Origin of the sequence: Paenibacillus sp. Soil787, assembly GCF_001429545.1 — a bacterium.
GTDB lineage: Bacteria > Bacillota > Bacilli > Paenibacillales > NBRC-103111 > Paenibacillus_E.
On record NZ_LMSP01000005.1, the window covers coordinates 60,585 to 78,081 of the forward strand.

General features: G+C 47.2%; 14 protein-coding genes. 12 read left to right on the top strand and 2 right to left on the bottom strand.

Features of this window, described 5'->3' with window-relative positions; all coding sequences use genetic code 11:
* Nucleotides 1-766: 766 nt before the first annotated feature.
* From purH to ASG93_RS08235, 8 genes are all read left to right on the top strand, one after another.
* Entirely contained in the window at nt 767-2,314 is a 1,548-nt protein-coding gene (gene purH, locus ASG93_RS08200) for a bifunctional phosphoribosylaminoimidazolecarboxamide formyltransferase/IMP cyclohydrolase (protein ID WP_056830712.1), read from the top strand.
* Between the two features lie 69 nt (nt 2,315-2,383).
* Nucleotides 2,384-3,646 carry a phosphoribosylamine--glycine ligase gene (gene purD / locus ASG93_RS08205; RefSeq protein WP_056830714.1) on the top strand — a complete coding sequence of 421 codons (1,263 nt, stop codon included), beginning with the start codon at nt 2,384-2,386 and terminating at the stop codon, nt 3,644-3,646.
* Nucleotides 3,647-4,143: 497 nt separating this feature from the next.
* Nucleotides 4,144-5,874, top strand: a complete 1,731-nt coding sequence (locus ASG93_RS08210; protein WP_056830716.1) for a sensor histidine kinase — start codon at nt 4,144-4,146, stop codon at nt 5,872-5,874.
* A complete protein-coding gene (locus ASG93_RS08215; RefSeq protein WP_056830718.1) occupies nt 5,871-6,647 on the top strand; it encodes a response regulator transcription factor in 777 nt (258 codons plus the stop codon). Before ASG93_RS08210 ends, ASG93_RS08215 begins: the two co-directional genes overlap by 4 nt.
* A gap of 186 nt (nt 6,648-6,833) precedes the next feature.
* Nucleotides 6,834-8,480, top strand: a complete 1,647-nt coding sequence (locus ASG93_RS08220) for an extracellular solute-binding protein (RefSeq protein ID WP_056830719.1) — start codon at nt 6,834-6,836, stop codon at nt 8,478-8,480.
* A gap of 91 nt (nt 8,481-8,571) precedes the next feature.
* Nucleotides 8,572-9,462, top strand: coding sequence for an ABC transporter permease (locus ASG93_RS08225; RefSeq protein WP_056830721.1), 891 nt, complete (start codon nt 8,572-8,574; stop codon nt 9,460-9,462).
* An 18-nt stretch (nt 9,463-9,480) separates the two neighbouring features.
* Nucleotides 9,481-10,365, top strand: coding sequence for a carbohydrate ABC transporter permease (locus ASG93_RS08230; protein WP_056830883.1), 885 nt, complete (start codon nt 9,481-9,483; stop codon nt 10,363-10,365).
* Between the two features lie 29 nt (nt 10,366-10,394).
* Nucleotides 10,395-11,678, top strand: coding sequence for a CehA/McbA family metallohydrolase (locus ASG93_RS08235; protein ID WP_056830723.1), 1,284 nt, complete (start codon nt 10,395-10,397; stop codon nt 11,676-11,678).
* A gap of 320 nt (nt 11,679-11,998) precedes the next feature.
* Here ASG93_RS08235 and ASG93_RS36765 read toward each other — a convergent pair whose 3' ends face one another.
* Complete coding sequence (locus ASG93_RS36765; RefSeq protein WP_268795995.1) at nt 11,999-12,127, bottom strand: hypothetical protein; 129 nt, start codon at nt 12,125-12,127, stop codon at nt 11,999-12,001.
* 148 nt (nt 12,128-12,275) lie between these two features.
* Between ASG93_RS36765 and ASG93_RS08240 the strand changes: the two genes are divergently transcribed.
* Together ASG93_RS08240 and ASG93_RS08245 are read left to right on the top strand one after the other, a co-directional pair.
* Nucleotides 12,276-13,238, top strand: coding sequence for an N-acetylmuramoyl-L-alanine amidase family protein (locus tag ASG93_RS08240; RefSeq protein ID WP_082614786.1), 963 nt, complete (start codon nt 12,276-12,278; stop codon nt 13,236-13,238).
* 1,068 nt (nt 13,239-14,306) lie between these two features.
* Entirely contained in the window at nt 14,307-15,092 is a 786-nt protein-coding gene (locus ASG93_RS08245) for a DODA-type extradiol aromatic ring-opening family dioxygenase (RefSeq protein WP_056830727.1), read from the top strand.
* 214 nt (nt 15,093-15,306) lie between these two features.
* On the opposite strand, the gene ASG93_RS08250 is transcribed toward ASG93_RS08245, so the two are convergent.
* On the bottom strand, nt 15,307-15,720 hold the full coding sequence (locus ASG93_RS08250) for a thiol-disulfide oxidoreductase DCC family protein (protein WP_056830729.1): 414 nt from the start codon (nt 15,718-15,720) through the stop codon (nt 15,307-15,309).
* A 274-nt stretch (nt 15,721-15,994) separates the two neighbouring features.
* Here ASG93_RS08250 and ASG93_RS34925 point away from each other — a divergent pair, with 274 nt between their 5' ends.
* The gene (locus ASG93_RS34925; RefSeq protein ID WP_156410846.1) at nt 15,995-16,210 is read left to right on the top strand and encodes a hypothetical protein; all 216 of its coding nucleotides are present in this window, start codon (nt 15,995-15,997) and stop codon (nt 16,208-16,210) included.
* A 44-nt stretch (nt 16,211-16,254) separates the two neighbouring features.
* Nucleotides 16,255-17,421: a DUF3048 domain-containing protein gene (locus tag ASG93_RS08265; protein WP_156410847.1), complete on the top strand. Its 1,167-nt coding sequence runs from the start codon at nt 16,255-16,257 to the stop codon at nt 17,419-17,421.
* Nucleotides 17,422-17,497 lie beyond the last annotated feature (76 nt).

A 17,497-nucleotide genomic window follows, 5' to 3' on the forward strand; every position in this document is an offset into this window, starting at 1 on the left:
TGTGCGTGCTGGTGTTTTATATCACTTAAAGTAGCTGTTTTCCACCAAATGCGTGAGCTTGGTGAAGTTAAGGATGTTTTTCATCGCTAAGTAGGGATGAGCGGGAGAAATAGCTACTTTAATGATGTTTTACATCGCTACCGAGGCGGTTTTACCCTATAAGAGTGAATTTGGTTGAAGTTAATGATGTTTTTCATCGCTACCGAGGCGGTTTTACCCTATAAGAATGAGCTTGGTCGAAGTTAATGATGTTTTTCATCGCTAAGTAGGGATGAGCGGGAGAAATAGCTACTTTAATGATGTTTTACATCGTTACCGAGGCGGTTTCACCCTATAAGATGAGTTTGGTCGAAGTTAATGATGTTTTTCATCGTTAAGTAGGGCTTGGCGGGAGAAATAGCTACTTTAAGGATGTTTTACATCGCTACCGAGGCGGTGTTACCCTATAAGAGTGAGCTTGGTGAAGTTAAGGATGTTTTTCATCGCTAAGTAGGGATGAGCGGGAGAAATAGCTACTTTAAGGATGTTTTACATCGCTACCGAGGCGGTTTTACCCTATAAGAGTGAGCTTGGTCGAAGTTAATGATGTTTTTCATCGCTAAGTAGGGGTGAGATGGAGAACTAGCTACTTTAAGGATGTTTTTCATCGTTACCACGGCGGTTTTACCCTATAAGAGTGAGTTTGGTTGAAGTTAATGGTCTTTTTCATCGCTAAGTAGGGATGAGCGGGAGAAGTTACAAATATTATTTTCTGGGAGGAAGCATAGTGGCAATCAAAAGAGCACTTATCAGCGTTTTCGATAAGACGGGAATTGTTGAATTCGCGAGCGAGCTGTCGAAGCTGGGCGTTGAGATTATTTCTACGGGCGGTACGCTTAGTTTGTTGAAGGATAAAGGGGTGCCGGTGATCGGTATTTCCGAGGTTACAGGGTTTCCGGAGATCATGGATGGCCGCGTCAAAACGCTGCATCCGAATGTTCACGGCGGACTGCTGGCGGTTCGTGACAACGTGGAGCACCAAGAGAGCATGAAGAAGCTCGGCTTGGAGTATATTGATCTGGTTGTCGTGAATTTGTATCCTTTTGCTGAGACGATTGCGAAGCCTGATGTGACTTACGAGGATGCGATTGAGAACATCGATATCGGTGGGCCGACGATGCTTCGTTCCGCAGCTAAGAACCATGCGTTCGTTTCCGTTATCGTGGACACGACTGATTATGCGAAGGTGCTGGAAGAAGTGCAAGAGACTGGCGACACAACGCTGGAAACGCGTAAACGTCTAGCTGCCAAAGTGTTCCGTCATACAGGAGCTTACGATGCTTTGATTGGTGACTACTTGACTGGCCTGCAAGGCGAGCCTTACCCAGAGCGTTACACAGTAACGTATGAGAAAATGCAGGAGCTTCGTTACGGTGAGAACCCGCATCAAAGCGCGGCTTTCTATCGTAAGCCGAATGCGGCTGCTGGCAACATTACAACAGCTGAGCAGTTACATGGGAAAGAATTATCCTACAACAACATTAATGATGCGAATACAGCTCTACAAATCGTCAAAGAGTTCAGCGAGCCTGCAGTTGTAGCTGTTAAGCACATGAATCCTTGCGGCGTAGGTATCGGTACAAACGTACTTGAAGCTTACACAAAAGCGTACAATGCAGACCCGACTTCCATCTTCGGTGGAATCGTAGCTGCGAACCGCGCGGTAGATGAAGCGACAGCTCAACTGCTGCATGAGATTTTCCTGGAAATCGTCATTGCGCCTGATTTTACACCGGAAGCATTCGAGATCCTTTCCAAAAAGAAAAACATTCGCCTACTCAAAGTAAGCGGCTTAGATACAATAGCTGGCCGCAAAGCGGAGCCAGTGATCACAACGGTTGAAGGCGGCATGCTCGTTCAAGCTAGCGATGCTTATCAGCTAACCGAAGCAGATCTGAAGGTCGTTTCTGAGCGTCAACCGACGGCTGAAGAGATGAAGCAATTGCTTTTCGCATGGAAAGTAGTTAAGCACGTTAAATCTAACGCAATCGTACTCGTGGCAGACGACATGACGGTTGGCGTGGGCGCTGGTCAAATGAACCGCGTTGGCGCAGCCAAAATCGCTATTGAGCAAGCGGGCGACAAGGCGAAGGGCTCCGTCCTTTCTTCCGATGCGTTCTTCCCAATGGGCGACACACTCGAAATGGCAGCAAAAGCGGGAATCACTGCGGTGATTCAACCGGGCGGCTCCATTAAAGACGAAGAATCCATCCGTGTAGCGAACGAAAATGGCATTGCCATGGTCATGACAGGCGTTCGTCACTTTAAACACTAAAACAATTGAGAATGCTCACGATCGATTTCCAGACCGTGGGCATTCCCCATGAGAGGGGTTTCCAAAACGATGCGTGTATTAGTTATTGGACGTGGCGGACGCGAGCATGCGATTGTGTGGGCACTCAGCAAAAGCCCAAAAATCAGCAAGCTGTTCTGCGCACCAGGGAACGGCGGGATTGCCGGCTTAGCGGAATGTGTGCCGATTACGGAACTGCAATTCGAGGAGATCAGTACTTTTGCGAAGGAGCAGGCGATTGACCTCGTGATGGTAGCACCTGACGATCCATTAGCAGCAGGTTTGGTTGATCACTTGGAGTCCAAGGGTATCGAGGCTTTCGGACCTCGCGCGAATGCGGCGATTATTGAGGGCAGCAAGGTGTTTATGAAGGAGCTTTTGAAGAATTACAGCATCCCTACGGCAGCTTACGAGTCTTTCGATGCGTATGAGCCAGCTCTTGCTTATTTGCGCAGTCAATCGGCGCCGATTGTTATCAAAGCAGATGGCTTAGCCGCTGGTAAAGGTGTTACCGTTGCACAAACCATGGAAGAAGCAGAAGCAGCGCTTAAAGACATCATGGTAGGTCAGGTGTTCGGTAAATCCGCAGGCGCGAGCGTGGTCATTGAGGAGTTCCTGACAGGACAAGAAATGTCCCTGCTAGCTTTCGTTGATGGGTCCACGGTTCGCCTCATGGTACCATCGCAGGATCATAAGCCTGTTTTTGATAACGACAAAGGGCCAAATACAGGCGGAATGGGTACGTACTCCCCGCTGCCGCATATCCCTGAGTCCATCGTGCAGGAAGCACTTGTGAACATCGTTCAACCTACAGCGGATGCGATGGTAAAAGAGGGCCGTCCCTTCAAGGGCGTGCTGTATGCCGGTTTGATTTTGACCCCGAATGGCGTGAAAACAATCGAGTTTAATGCTCGTTTCGGTGATCCAGAGACGCAGGTCATTTTACCTCGCCTCAAAACTGATCTTCTCGATATTTTCCTAGCTATCAATAACGGAACGTTGGCTGACCAGCCAATCGAGTGGAGCGAGGAAGCGGCAGTTTGTGTGATTGTAGCTTCACCAGGCTACCCGGGTCCTTACCCTAAAGGGCTGCCGATTACTGGTTTGGATCAGGTGCAGGATTCCCTTGTGTTCCACGCGGGGACAGCCATCGAAGACGGACAAATTGTCACCAATGGCGGACGCGTTCTTGGAATCACAGGCCTTGGCAAGGATATCATCGAAGCTCGTCAGAAAGCTTACGCGGATGCGGATCGGATTCATTTTGACGGGAAGCATTACCGCACGGATATTGCAATGAAAGCTTTGAAATAGCGTAAGCCTATAAAGCACAGCCTTTTGTTTATCAAAAGGTTGTGCTTTTTTCGTTTTTCTGAGTCCGTTTGTAAAAAAAACTACGACAGACCAATTAACGCATACAGCTAATGAAACCAACCGGAAATAGACGTTTAACGGACCTGGGGAGGCTGTCTATTCACCGTACAATGAATAGACAGTCTCCTACATGCCGTTAACTGCCTATTTGGACATTAGATTTTCAAATTCACTCTTTTTCGGGGATTAACGTCGCTCCAGTCCTTTATCCGGGAAAGATGAATCTGAAGTTGATTTCGAACCTATTCCTTACTCAACAGCTGTATGTTGATGGGTCAGTCTTAAAAAAATATGCAATTAATTGACCGTTGTAAGCGTTTTATATGTTAGGTATACTAGGCAATGTTAGGCAACTAGCCGTATAGTTTATTCCTTGCTGATCATTCTCGAATTGTGTAGAAGGTTAACCTGATTAACAAAAAAAGCGAGGCTGAATCATGAGAATACATAAAATTACAGGTTTACATCCGAAGCCGTATTCGTTGAAATATCGTCTAATCCTGATCCTGTTTATCAGCTCACTTGCACCCTTAATTCTCATTGGGAGTATTTCCTATTTCTCCATGTATGCAATTTTACAAAATAAAGCAGAGGGCGGGGTCCAAAGTAATTTGCACCAAGTAAGGCTATTGCTTGAAGATACGCTCGGTCAGTTAAATCACGCTTCTCAGCAGCTCGCCTTTGACGGGAGGGTTGGTAAAAACCTAGAGAACTATTTATCCGCTGATTTATATGAAAAGAAAAGATTGAACGACGAGATCAGAAGTGAGTTAGGCTTGATTCATTTTACGAACCCGACCCTTGGACTAATGTTTTATTACTTTGAGAATGACAAGCAGGTATTATTTGAGAATTTTAACGTTCGTGACGATTATGACCTTAAGCAGCTGCCTATACTTATCAAATTCGACAAACTTACTTATATGGGACCGCATCTTTCTTTAAACCCGATCGACGGCAATGAAGTACTGTCCATACTGCGCAAAGTCGAGCTGCCGGATCGTGACGATGTGTATGTCTATATTGAAACTAATTTTAAATTGGCCGAAAGCATACTCAAAGACAACGATCAATTCGGCGGCAACTTGGTACATCTTATCGTCGATCATCATGGCCAAATTGTTTATAGCGAGAATTCAACTGATTTTCCTGTCGGCGTGCTGTATAGTGCCAATAACCAATCGAATAAAGACAGCAAATATATGATGTTTGAGGAGACCAGCAATCAATCTTGGAAGGTATTGGCTGCTGTCCCTAAATCCGTGTACAACCTCGAAGTAAATAGGTGGATCAAGCAGTTCGCTTTCTTTGCCATCTTAACGCTTATAGCAAGCTTCTTTATTGCCTGGCTGATTTGGCGAACGGTATACCGTCCGCTCAAGCTGCTGAGTACGGATATTCGCAATGTAAAAAGCAACAACGAGGTTTTCCCGAGAAGACAATCTCAGATCCTGGAGTTTGCCGTTATTTATAAAGAGTTTGCCGAAATGCGAAGGCGCATCTTCGAATTAATCGGCGAGGTGGAGCAGAAGGAACAAGGCAAAGCATTTCTCGAAGTCGAGAAGTTAATGACGCAAATCAATCCTCATTTCATTCATAATACGCTCGATACCATACGCTGGCTGGCTCGTGCCAATGGGCAGAAAGATATTGACCGCTTGGTATCGACGCTAAACAAAGTGCTCTATTATAATCTCGGTAAAGGCGGCCCTGCCAGAATTAAAGATGAGATTGAGGCTTTGAAAAATTATGTTGAGCTGCAAGGCATCCGTTATAATTTCCACTTTGATGTGAATATCCACGCCGATTCCAAGGCGCTTGAGCTGCCGGTTCCAAGGTTCATTTTGCAGCCGCTTGTTGAAAATGCATTGTATCATGGTTTGGAAGATAAAGGCGTGATCGAAGTCAGTGTCATAGAAGACGGCGAGTCGCATGTCATAATAGAAGTTAGAGATAATGGAGACGGGATGACAGAGGAAGAAATTGTTCAATTAATGAGCGAGAACACGTTGGAGAAGAAGAAGGTAGGTATGGGAATCGGGCTGCAATATGTAAACCGGATGGTGAAGTTCCAATTCGGAGCAGCCGCGAGTTTTCATATTAAAAGCACAATCGGCTCAGGAACGACGATCATACTTCGTCTTCCAATAGGAGGTATACTCGGATGATAAAAGTTATGGTTGTGGACGATGATCACTTGGTGCGTAAAGGCTTCATCGCGATGATGCCTTGGCGTGAGCATAATCTAGAGGTCGTAGGGGAAGCCGGTAACGGTAAAAAAGCGTTGGAGTTTCTGGAGAATAATCAGGTGGACTTGCTCATAACCGATTTGGCGATGCCTGTCATGTCAGGTATAGATTTGATGAGGTGTGTGAAAGAACGTTATCGGGATATTAGCATGGTCGTATTGACGTTTCATCAGGATTTTGAACTGATTCAGGAAGCGCTTCGCCTAGGGGCGCTGGATTATATGACCAAGGTCGAGCTTGAACATGAGCAGATGGACGAAATATTAAGAAGAATTGTAGAGAAAATGCAGGAGCAGCATGTACGAACAAGGGAAACGAAGGTGGAGAACCATCTGTTTGCCGAAGAGGATGAGGGGCCGTATTCGCCGGAAGTGAAAGCGAGTATTTGGAAGGCCGTAGACATTATTCATCAAGAGTTTCAAAATGAGCTTCTTCTGCCGGACATCGCGAAAAGGGTGAACATGAGCCGCAGCTATTTCAGCCGCTGCTTTCGGGATATTGCCGGGAAAACGTTTAACGATTTTATCCGGGAAGTGCGAGTGAATCACGCGAAAGATCTGCTTAGTCAGACAGGGAAAACAATTGGTTGGATCGCCACGCAGGCTGGTTATCCGAATGAAAAATATTTTGGCAAAGTATTCCGTGAGTTGACGGGGATGCTGCCCGGTGAGTTTCGCAAGAGCCAGAGATAAATTCGGGCTTATCTCAAACGACAGTAACACAAATCGTCTCCAAAGAAGTGCACTTTTGTCTCCTAAACGTTCCCGGAATGCTGATTTAAGAGATGATTTGCTCCTAAACGTGAGACATTAACTGACCCGAATGTCTTGCATTTTCTTTAAAATGTAAGTGCAGGGTTATTAATGAGGAGGGGCAATATGACAAAGAAAACAACGCTAATTTCTATGATGGCATTGGTTGTTCTGATGACGGCATGTTCAAGCAATACCGCAGGGACCAGCAAGGATGGCGGCGGGCAAGCTGCTATTCCGAACGTTAAAGTGGACCCTTTTAAGATGCCTAATCCGATCGAAGTGACCACCTTCAAAAGCTTAAGCCCAGGCGCAAAGCTACCTGCTGGCGATACAGTCGAAAGCAACCAATACATGAAATATATCTCACAAAAAACAAATATCAACTTTAAAATTTTATGGTATGCAGCTTCACAGGACTATGAGCAAAAGATGAAACTGGCCATCGCGAGCAATGATCTGCCGGATGTTATGCTGGTAAACGAGCAAATCTTCCTTTCCCTCGCCGAAGCCGGACAAATTGAGGATTTAAGCAAAGTATATGACAAGTATGCTTCCCCATTAGCCAAGGAATTGTATGCATCAACGAACAACAAGGCGATTGAGAAAGCAACCTATAAAGGTAAAATGATGGGTATTCCGAATATTAGCGTACAAGCGGATGCTGCAAGTATGGCGTGGGTACGCAAGGACTGGATGGATAAGTTAGGACTCCAGCCGCCAAAATCGATGGACGATGTCGTTGCGATCGCCAAAGCTTTCGTAGAGAAAGATCCAGACGGGAATGGCAAAGCGGATACCATTGGAATCGCTGGTTTCGAGAAAGCATTAACGGTAAGCGGTAAAGCGCAACGAGGCGACTTCAAAGGTATTTTCCAGGCGTTCGGCGCGTATCCTTCCAACTGGATCAAGGATAGCTCCGGCAAGGTCGTTTACGCTTCGATTCTTCCTGAAACGAAGCAAGCGCTCGGCAAGCTGCGTGACATGTATGCTGTAGGCGCAGTTGATAAGGAATTTGCTTTGCGCAAAGATCCGAACGAGAATATCGTATCCGGCAAAGCGGGTATGTTCTTCGGACCTTGGTGGTCCGGCGGGTTAGTTTCTGATGCTATGAAGCTTAATCCGAAGGTTGATTTCGTGCCTTATTTGATCCCTGATGCCAAAGGGACAGTGAACACGATGATGGTGCCGGTAAGCACACAGTTTATTGTGGTGAAGAAAGGGATTAAGAATCCGGAAGCGGCTATGATTTATGCGAACACGTTTATCAATGCTCAGCGTAAAGTAGATCCGGACGCTTTGAAATTAGACTTCACGGTAAGCGCCGAGTACTGGCCGATTGGAAATTCCACCTATGATTATGCGGATGCTGTGGAGCGAAAATCCGATACATTGAAAAAGGCTATGGGCGGACAGATCAAGCCTGAAGAGCTGAATCCGGAAATGAAAGAAATGTTTGCGAAGGCAACTCGCGATAAAGCCAATCCGAAAGCAGATCTGAAAGATTGGTCAGGATATTTCGGATACACCGTTCCAGCAGATTTGCTGAAGCAGAATATGAATAAGGTGTACAGCGAATTTACAGCTAATACGAAAACGATGGAAAGAAAATGGGTTAATCTGCAAAAATTAGAGAATGAAACGTTCTTCGGCATCGTAATGGGCGAGAAGCCCCTTGATTCGTTTGATAAGTTCGTTACCGATTGGAAAGCGCAAGGCGGCGACGAAATCACGAAAGAAGTAACGGATGAAATCAACAAGTCCAAAAAGTAACGTGTAATGAAAAGAGCGCATCGCCTAACCGAATGGTGGTGCGCTCTTTCTACAATCAAAATGGATAAGTTTGAACAGAGGTGTATCGCTTATGAACATAAAATCGTTTTACAAGCACTACCATTTGATGCTTCTGCCGGGTATCGTGCTTCTCATTATTTTTCATCTGGTGCCGATGTTCGGAATCGCGATTGCGTTCCAAGATTTCAAGATCGGGTTGGGCATATGGGACTCCCCCTGGATCGGCTTAGAAAATTTTACGTACATGTTTCAACTGAGAGACAGTAAAGTTATTTTCTTCAATACGGTATTTATTGCCGTTTGTAAAATTATTGCACACCTCTTCATTCCGCTTACATTTGCCATTCTACTCAATGAGATTAGATTTCGGATATTCAAAAGATGGGTGCAGACGGTTGTGTACCTGCCACATTTTATATCCTGGGTTATCTTGGCGGGGGTTGTGATGGATATGCTGTCGCTCGATGGCATTATCAACCATGCGTTGAAAGCGTTAGGTTTCGAGCCTGTTATGTTTATGGCAAAGAACAGCTTGTTTCCTGGCATTGTCGTCAGTACAGACATTTGGAAAGAATTCGGATTTGCTGCCATTATTTATTTGGCTGCACTAGCTGGCATTAACCCATCCCTCTATGAAGCGGCCGAAATGGACGGAGCTAATAGACTGAAACAATTGGTTTATGTGACGCTGCCGAGCTTGGTTCCTACGGTTGTTTTGCTGGCTACTTTGAGCATAGGCAATATTTTGAACGCAGGGTTTGATCAAATTTTCAATTTGTATAATCCGCTTGTCTACGAGTCCGGCGATATTATCGATACGTATGTGTACCGGGTTGGACTTGTGCAGGCTCAATATGGCTTAGCTACGGCCGTCGGTTTGTTGAAATCGGTGATCGGTTTCATTCTCATCTTTATTTCTTACAGAGTTGCCTATACGTACGCGAACTACAGAATTTTCTGATGAAGCAGGTGAATGCCAGTGGTACGTAATAAAACGATTTCGGCCCGTATAACCGAAGCAGCTCTAATCCTAGTGATGCTAGTCATCTCAGCCATGTCGCTCGCGCCTGTTGTGCACGTGTTCTCCGTCTCGTTTAGCGACAACGCGGCAGCGGCTGGGGGATTCGTTAAGTTTTGGCCTGTTGGCTTTTCTTTGGAATCGTATCGTAAAATTTTGGAAGAACCGTATTTTTTCAATGCGTTCTTAGTTTCTGTCAAACGGGTTTTGCTGGGCGGGGGAATCAATTTCGTATTGACCGTTATGATGGCGTATCCGTTGTCGAGAAGCAGCAAGGAATTCCCGTACCGGAACGTGTATATGTGGTTCATGCTGTTTACGATGCTGTTCAGCGGCGGGATTATTCCGTTATATTTGACCGTAAAATCTTTAGGGATGTTTAACTCCATCTGGGCTCTGGTACTGCCGGGCGCGGTGCCGGTTTTTAACGTTATTTTGTTAATGAACTTCTTCCGGAACCTGCCGAAGGAGCTGAGTGACGCGGGTTACATGGACGGTGCGGGACCTTGGTACATGATGGTCAAAGTTTATCTACCGCTTTCGCTGCCAGCGATGGCTACTGTCACTTTATTCAGTATTGTCGGTCACTGGAATTCGTTCTTTGACGGCATGATCTTTATGCGCAGTGCGGAAAACTATCCGCTGCAAACGTATATTCAGCAGCTCGTCGTCAACCAGAATGTGTTGGAACTTGATTCGACTAAGCTTGAGTTACTGATGAAAGTATCGGATAAGACACTCAACGCTGCCAAAATCGTGGTTTCGATGGTGCCGATTCTGATCGTTTATCCGTTTCTGCAAAAGTATTTTATACATGGCATCATGCTGGGTTCTGTAAAAGAATGAATACTCCCGCAGAACAAGGAGAGCGACAGATGAAACAGGTGGAAAGAAGACGTTCCGTTACAACAATTACGCGAAAAATTGCTCATTCGGAGCAAAGCACCTATATCGAAGTGCCTTTTAAAATGCCCGAGCATGTCGAGGAAATTGTGGTCACTTACGTGATCGAATCACACGGTGAGCAGAAGGCCGTAATCGATTTAGGCCTGAGGGACACCGAAAGAGTGAGAGGCTGGAGCGGAGGAGCGCGCAAAGCATTTCGACTCGGACAGGAACAATCAACTCCCGGCTATTTGTCGGGTGACTTAGCACCGGGAAACTGGGCGGTCCTGCATAATGCCTACAAGGTACCGCAGGAAGGTTGTTCCGTTACCATTACCATCGAGTTTCTTTATAAGACACCTCGCTGGCTGAAAGGCGATCTACATACGCATAGCGTGAACAGCGACGGCACTTTTACACTGGAAGAGAATGCGGCAAGGATGGAGGAACTCGGCTGTGATTTCATCGCCATGACGGATCACAATACAGTCAGCCAAAACATGACCTACCCGCGCCATACAAGCGTTGTCATGATACCGGGAATGGAATTTACAACGAATTTCGGACACAGCAATTTCTTGGGCGTTACCGATCCAATCCGTGATTTCCGGGTGAAGGGTCAGGAAGACGTCAATGCCAAGATTGCCGAAGCCCGTGCTAACGGAGCCAAAATCGTGATCAATCATCCGCACTGCGAGTATTGCCCGTGGGAATGGGATTTGGGTGTAGACCACGACTGGGTAGAAATATGGAATGGCCCTTTTACCGAGCGGAATGTTAGAGCGCTGAATTGGTGGCATAGTCAACTCGTCTCTGGTAGAAGGCTTGTTGCTGTTGGCGGCAGCGATACCCATCGTCCCGATCCGTATGTGAAGCATGCGATGCCATGTACTTGGGTGTACGCTACTGAGAAAACCGTGGATGGCATTTTGAGCGCCATTGGGCTGGGTCATGTGGTGATTACTTATGCGCCAAACGGGCCCTTTGTTGAACTGAACTGCGGCTCATATCGGGTTGGAGATATTGTTCCAGCAGGAGAGAAAAACAGAGAAGTGTGTTTGCAAGCCGAGGATTTGATGGCCGGAGATAAGATCAAACTGTTCAGCAACAACAGATTGGAAAAGGAAGTACTAGTGTCCTCAGACGGGGTGATTGCCATCTATTTTGACGCACAGGGAACAACGTTTGTACGCGCTGAAGTTTGGCGGCATTTCGATGGGGTCAACATGACCCTTATGGCTGCGTTAACGAATCCGATTTATTTTGACTGGTAAAGGATGGGAGGCGTCCGCTAGGACAGACCGTACATATTAAAGCAGAAACACAACCTTTTGTACGTTAAAAGGCTGTGTTTTTTATTTTCACGATACATAAACAACTAAATAAGGTCGAGTAGCATGGAATGACCTTAACAATAAAAAATTTGTGCTATTTTCAGTAAAACGCTAGAGAGCACACACAGCATAGCCGCAGCAGCTGAGCAGCAGCTTGCTTCCATGAAAGAAGTTAGCGCAGCTTTCCAATCGTTGTCCAAAATGGCTGACGAGCTCCAAGAGGTCGTCAAAGTATTTAAGGTATAATAAGTTAAGATCATTTAATTATCATCGGTGCCTCTGATATACTTGTCCTTGTCTTTGTATACGTACCAAAAGGCAACGAGTACACCAACGATTAAAGCAATCGATAACCAGTGGTGAGAAATGAAGCTCCAGAAAGTATTCATGTGAGTACCTCCTCTAAATTTTTTATATTGAGGATAGTTTTGGCAGGAGATGTTTGTTTCATGCATCGGGCGATTCGCTTAGGGCGAAGAACCAGTAAGATGAAGGCGGAGAACCGTGTGAAAGTAACAACAAGAAAGGCGGAGAACCGTGAAGGTAGCAAAAAACTGGATGCCGTGTATGGCTTTCATGAGTGTAGTTGTATGGATGGTCTTTGTAGTGGTTGCAGCTGGTTGTACGCAGCAAGTATTGGATAGACCGGCTATACTGCAGGAATCGCCTATCGTAAACAAGGAAACGCCAAGAGTAAATAACGAAACGCCCAGAGTAAACAACGAATCGCCTGTGGTTACGAGTAGTGTGACCATGCAGGCGGTAGCGGAGAGTTCTACTGCCGAGAAACCATTACAGAAGCCTGCAGCAGATGCAACAAAGCCTAGAACAGAGCCCGCGGCTTCCAAAACCGCTGCCACGCCACACCAAGGGAAGCTCGTCATGCTGGATCCCGGACATCAGCGTTATGGGAATAATGCTCCTGAGTCGGTAGGTCCGGATACGCGTGAAACCAAGCCGAAAGTCAGCTCCGGCACGGTTGGCGTACGAACGAAAAAACCGGAATATATCCTCAATTTGGAGGTATCCCTGCTGATCAAGGACGAGCTGGTCCGCCGCGGCATAGAAGTTGCGATGACCCGCGAGTCGCATGAGGTCGATATCAGCAACAAGCAGCGCGCGGATATGGCGAACGAAGCAGGAGCAGCGCTGGCTGTGCGCATTCATGCGGATGGCGATTCTTCACCGAAAACCAAAGGGTTTTCGGTGTTGTATCCGTCGGCCTCCTCAGCGGCGGTAAAGCCCATCGCATCAGAAAGCCATGAAGCTGCTGGCTTTATTCTAGAGCATCTGAAGGCTGCGACTGACACGGCTGGAAGAGGATTATCAGCACGCAGCGACTTATCAGGCTTCAATTGGTCCAAAGTGCCAGTCGTGCTGGTCGAGCTTGGCTTCATGACCAATCCGGAAGAAGATGAGCTGATGTCCGAAGCGTCATACCAGAAGAAGCTAGCCCAAGGTATCGCAGATGGGATTGAGCAGTTTTTGAAAAGCCGATGAGCCTCCCCTATCAGGGCGGTTAACCTACAGCCAGTGCACAAGCTGTAACGATGTTTTGCATGTAAAACATCCTTAAAGTAGCTAGTTCTCCATCTCACCCCAACTTTAACGATGAAACATCATTAACTTAGACCAAACTTACTCTTATAGGGTAAAACCGCCTCGGTAACGATGTAAAACATTATTAAAGTAGCTAGTTCTCCATTTCACCCAAACTTAACGATGAAAAACATCATTAATTTCAACCAAACTCACTCTTATAGGGTAAAACCGCCTCGGTAACGATGAATAACATCATTAAAGTAGCTAGTTCTCCATCTCACCCCAACTTAACGATGAAAAACATCATTAACTTCAACCAAACTCACTCATGTAGGGTAAAACCGCCTCGGTAACGATGAAAAACATCCTTAAAGTAGCTAGTTCTCCATCTCACCCCTACTTAGCGATGAAAAACATCATTAACTTCGACCAAACTCACTCATGTAGGGTAAAACCTCCTCGGTAACGATGTAAAACATCATTAAAGTAGCTAGTTCTCCATCTCACTCCTACTTAGCGATGAAAACATCATTAACTTCGACCAAACTCACTCATGTAGGGTAAAACCGCCTCGGTAACGATGTAAAACATCATTAAAGTAGCTAGTTCTCCATCTCACCCAAACTTAACGATGAAAAACATCATTAACTTCAACCAAACTCACTCATGTAGGGTAAAACCTCAGAAGCCGCCTCGGTAACGATGTAAAACGATGTTTTGCATTGTTACAAACGAGAAAAAAGCAATTATATGCGCTGAGCGAGGCTGTAAAGATGTTTTTCATCGTTACAGATGCAAGGGGATGTGGAATCGTGTCTCTAACGATGTATTTCATCTTTACAGACGAGCAGCTGGTGGATTGGTATCTAAACGAGCGAGTGATAGCAAAGAGAAGCTCGTTCCCCATGCTCAAACGTAGCTTTAGACAAGAACCTGGCCATCGGTCAGGTTTTATTTGTGCCCAAAGGCGTATAATGTATAGTATATTGGTAAAAAGTTACCATTTAGGAAGAAGGGGGATCTGCCATGCTGCCATCTTTTTTCATTGCCCATGGAGCACCGAGTTTGGCGATCGAGCAGCATGCTTATACCGAGTTTTTGCAGAAGCTGGCCAAGAGCATTCCTGCGCCCAAAGCCATCGTGCTGTTCAGCGCACATTGGGAAAGTCCCGTGCAGAAGATTAGCTCGGCGGTTCATCTGGATACGATCTATGATTTCTCGGGTTTTTCAGAAAAGCTTTATAACATTAAGTATCCAGCAAAAGGGGATTTGACGCTAAGCTTACATATACAGCGACTGTTTCAGGAAGAGGGCATTCGTTGTGAGCTCGATGATGAGCGAGGCTTGGATCACGGGGCGTGGGCACCGCTGCATATCATGTATCCGGATGCGCAGATACCGGTGGTGGCGCTCTCTGTGAATCCGCGTCTGACGGCGGAAGAGCATTATCGCATTGGTGCAGCATTAGGCCCTTTGCGGGAAGAGGATGTTCTTATCCTCGGCAGCGGAGGGACGGTTCACAACTTGCGCAGACTGGATCGGAATAACCCTGTGCCGCAGGTATGGGCGGTGGAATTCGATGAGTGGTTGGCGGAGCAGCTGGAGACGTGGAATTTGGATGCGCTGGTTCGATACGACGAAAGAGCGCCTAACGCGCGTGAGGCGGTTCCGACGCCGGAGCATTTTGTGCCTTTGCTGCTTGCACTAGGTACGGCAGACACTGCACGCAGGGCGAAGCTGCTGCATCATAGCTTCCAGATGGGCTCGCTGAGCTTGTGCTGTTGGATGTTTGGCGGGATGAGGAAGTCGTAGTCGGACTGAATAGGATGAAATGGGGCTGCTCAATTTGCACTGGAACAGAGATGGAACGTGAGTCACATATGGAAAGCGAGTGAAGGTGCAGAAACTGAGCGAGAAACAGCGTGAAATTAAGCGAGAATCGGATGGAAACCGAGCGAAACAGCGAAAAACCGAGCGAGATTCGGATGGAGCCGGAGCGAAAACTACGCGAAAATCATGCTGCTCGCTAATCCAGGAATCGCGCCTTGAACTCAGGCTTGGGCAGCATGCAGTGCTCGGCCTTGCCGAACCAGCGATATCGATTGCGCGCCACGAACGAATAACCAAGATTCCTCAGCGGAGCGGGAATGATGATGGCCGCATAGGCTAGGGGCCAAGCGCCACGCAAACGGCGGGCAATGCGCAGCGCAGCAGTCGAACGGGTATAGGAGCGGCCGCCCTCAATCAGGACGATCGTACTGATGATATCCGTAGGCAGATTGTGCTGCTCGAGCAGCTTTTGGCCGCTATCCGATTGCAAGGAAGCGAAGCGGAAAATGCCCTTCGGGTCGTTCCGCAGAATGAACTGAACAGCTCCGCTGCACAGATTGCAGACCCCGTCGAACAATACGATGGCTTGGTCATCGGTGAGCATGGTCATGGAATAGCCTCCTTTTTGGCGAGTGGGGAATAGGTGAATAGTGTGATGCAAAAAGTGCATCTAATTCCGGTGGTCAGACCGTTTCATTAGGTAGAAGCTGCAAAAAGTGCAGCAAATATGGCACATTTCGGCCAAATAAACTTGTTATGAAGAAATTAGCTGTAGTTTTTGCAGCAAATCTACTGAAAACGCCTGTTTGCGCCGAATTTGATGCACAAAATGCATTAACTTGTTTAAACACACCCATCACGCAACCAGAAGCACTCCAGCAACCATGTCGATCACCCGTAACCAGAAGCACTCCAACAAACAAGCCAATCCAGCAACCGGAAGCACTCCAGCAACCATGTCGATCATCCGCAACCAGAAGCACTCCAGCAACCATATCGATCATCCGCAACCAGAAGCACTCCAACAAACAAGCCAATCCAGCAACCGGAAGCAATCCGGTTTACACGCACATCACACTTACCAAGCAGCTAACACATAATCCCTCTCTCCCTACTATATCATAGACGCGGGTCCAACTACCTTTTGACCCACAGCACAAAAAGTCTTCTATCTATCGCATCACTAGCATATATATTTACTAGAACGATTAAGAGAAGAGGTGCAGCCCTGTTGAAATCATTGCCTATATTTCGCCGAAAAAAACTTAGAGCCTGGCTCGTCCTTGGATGCTCTGTCATAACCATTGTCGGTTGCAGCGATACGCCTGCCTCCTTGCCACCTGCCAGCCCGAATGCCGCTGAAGCCACGTCCGCCGCCGCATCGCCACCTTCCAAACCTACAGTCACAGCTGTGGAGACGGAGCAACCGTACAAATTCCCGTTAACGGGTTTGCCTACCGATAAAGAAGTGAAGAGCCGGCCCTTCATGGTCATGGTCGAAAATGCCCCGCAAGCCAGGCCCCAAACCGGCCTAGATCAAGCGGACATCGTCTATGAGATCCTCGCAGAGGGCGAGATTACGAGATTCGTCTCCGTTTTCCAGAGCCAAGCAGCGAAGACCATTGGTCCCGTGCGCAGCATTCGACCTTATTTCGTGGAGATCGGCGACGCGCTCGATGCGGTTATCGTCCATGCCGGCTGGAGTCAGGAAGCGATGGATATGATGGCAGGCCGCAAGCTGGCCCATCTCGATGAGGTGTACGGCGATGGCGCCTACTACTGGCGCGCGAGCGATCGCAAGGCACCGCACAATCTCTATACCTCTGTGGATAAAATGAAGCAAGGCGCCGAGGCGCGCAAATTCCGTTCCGAGTGGAACGGACCGCTGCTCACTTTTGCCAAGGAGGGTCAAAGTAAGCTTGCCGGCGCAGCCGTGAATTATATTCAAATTCCTTATATTCAAGGGTATTTCGTTTCCTATGAATACAATGCCGCTGAAGGTGTATACAAGCGCAGCATGGAAGGCAAGCCGCATCTCGACAGGGAGACGGGCAAACAGCTGCAAACCAAAAATCTGCTCGTACTCGAGAGCAAGCATAAGATTGTAGACAAAGAGGGGCGACGTGAAGTCGACGTATTCGGACCCGGTAAAGGTGTGATTTTGCAAGAGGGTAAATCGCAGCAGATCACCTGGGAACGCAAAAATGGCATGCTTCGCGCCTATGCGGAGGGTGGCAAGGAAGTGCCGCTGCTGCCGGGCAACACTTGGGTCCAAATCGTGCCGGAGGGCACAGCGCTGAAAATGGAATAGCACTAGATAGGCGCAGAGAAGCCGCCCTGCTTGGGTTTAGAACCAAGACGAGGCGGCTGTTCTCGTGCGCTTTTTT

Excerpts from the sequence above, each read along its gene's own strand:
- purD (WP_056830714.1), top strand. The coding sequence starts at position 2,384 with ATGCGTGTATTAGTTATTGGACGTGGCGGACGCGAGCATGCGATTGTG.
- ASG93_RS08210 (WP_056830716.1), top strand. The coding sequence starts at position 4,144 with ATGAGAATACATAAAATTACAGGTTTACATCCGAAGCCGTATTCGTTG.
- ASG93_RS08215 (WP_056830718.1), top strand. The coding sequence starts at position 5,871 with ATGATAAAAGTTATGGTTGTGGACGATGATCACTTGGTGCGTAAAGGC.
- ASG93_RS08220 (WP_056830719.1), top strand. The coding sequence starts at position 6,834 with ATGACAAAGAAAACAACGCTAATTTCTATGATGGCATTGGTTGTTCTG.
- ASG93_RS08225 (WP_056830721.1), top strand. The coding sequence starts at position 8,572 with ATGAACATAAAATCGTTTTACAAGCACTACCATTTGATGCTTCTGCCG.
- ASG93_RS08235 (WP_056830723.1), top strand. The coding sequence starts at position 10,395 with ATGAAACAGGTGGAAAGAAGACGTTCCGTTACAACAATTACGCGAAAA.
- ASG93_RS36765 (WP_268795995.1), bottom strand. The coding sequence starts at position 12,127 with ATGAATACTTTCTGGAGCTTCATTTCTCACCACTGGTTATCGATTGCT.
- ASG93_RS08245 (WP_056830727.1), top strand. The coding sequence starts at position 14,307 with ATGCTGCCATCTTTTTTCATTGCCCATGGAGCACCGAGTTTGGCGATC.
- ASG93_RS08250 (WP_056830729.1), bottom strand. The coding sequence starts at position 15,720 with ATGACCATGCTCACCGATGACCAAGCCATCGTATTGTTCGACGGGGTC.
- ASG93_RS34925 (WP_156410846.1), top strand. The coding sequence starts at position 15,995 with ATGTCGATCACCCGTAACCAGAAGCACTCCAACAAACAAGCCAATCCA.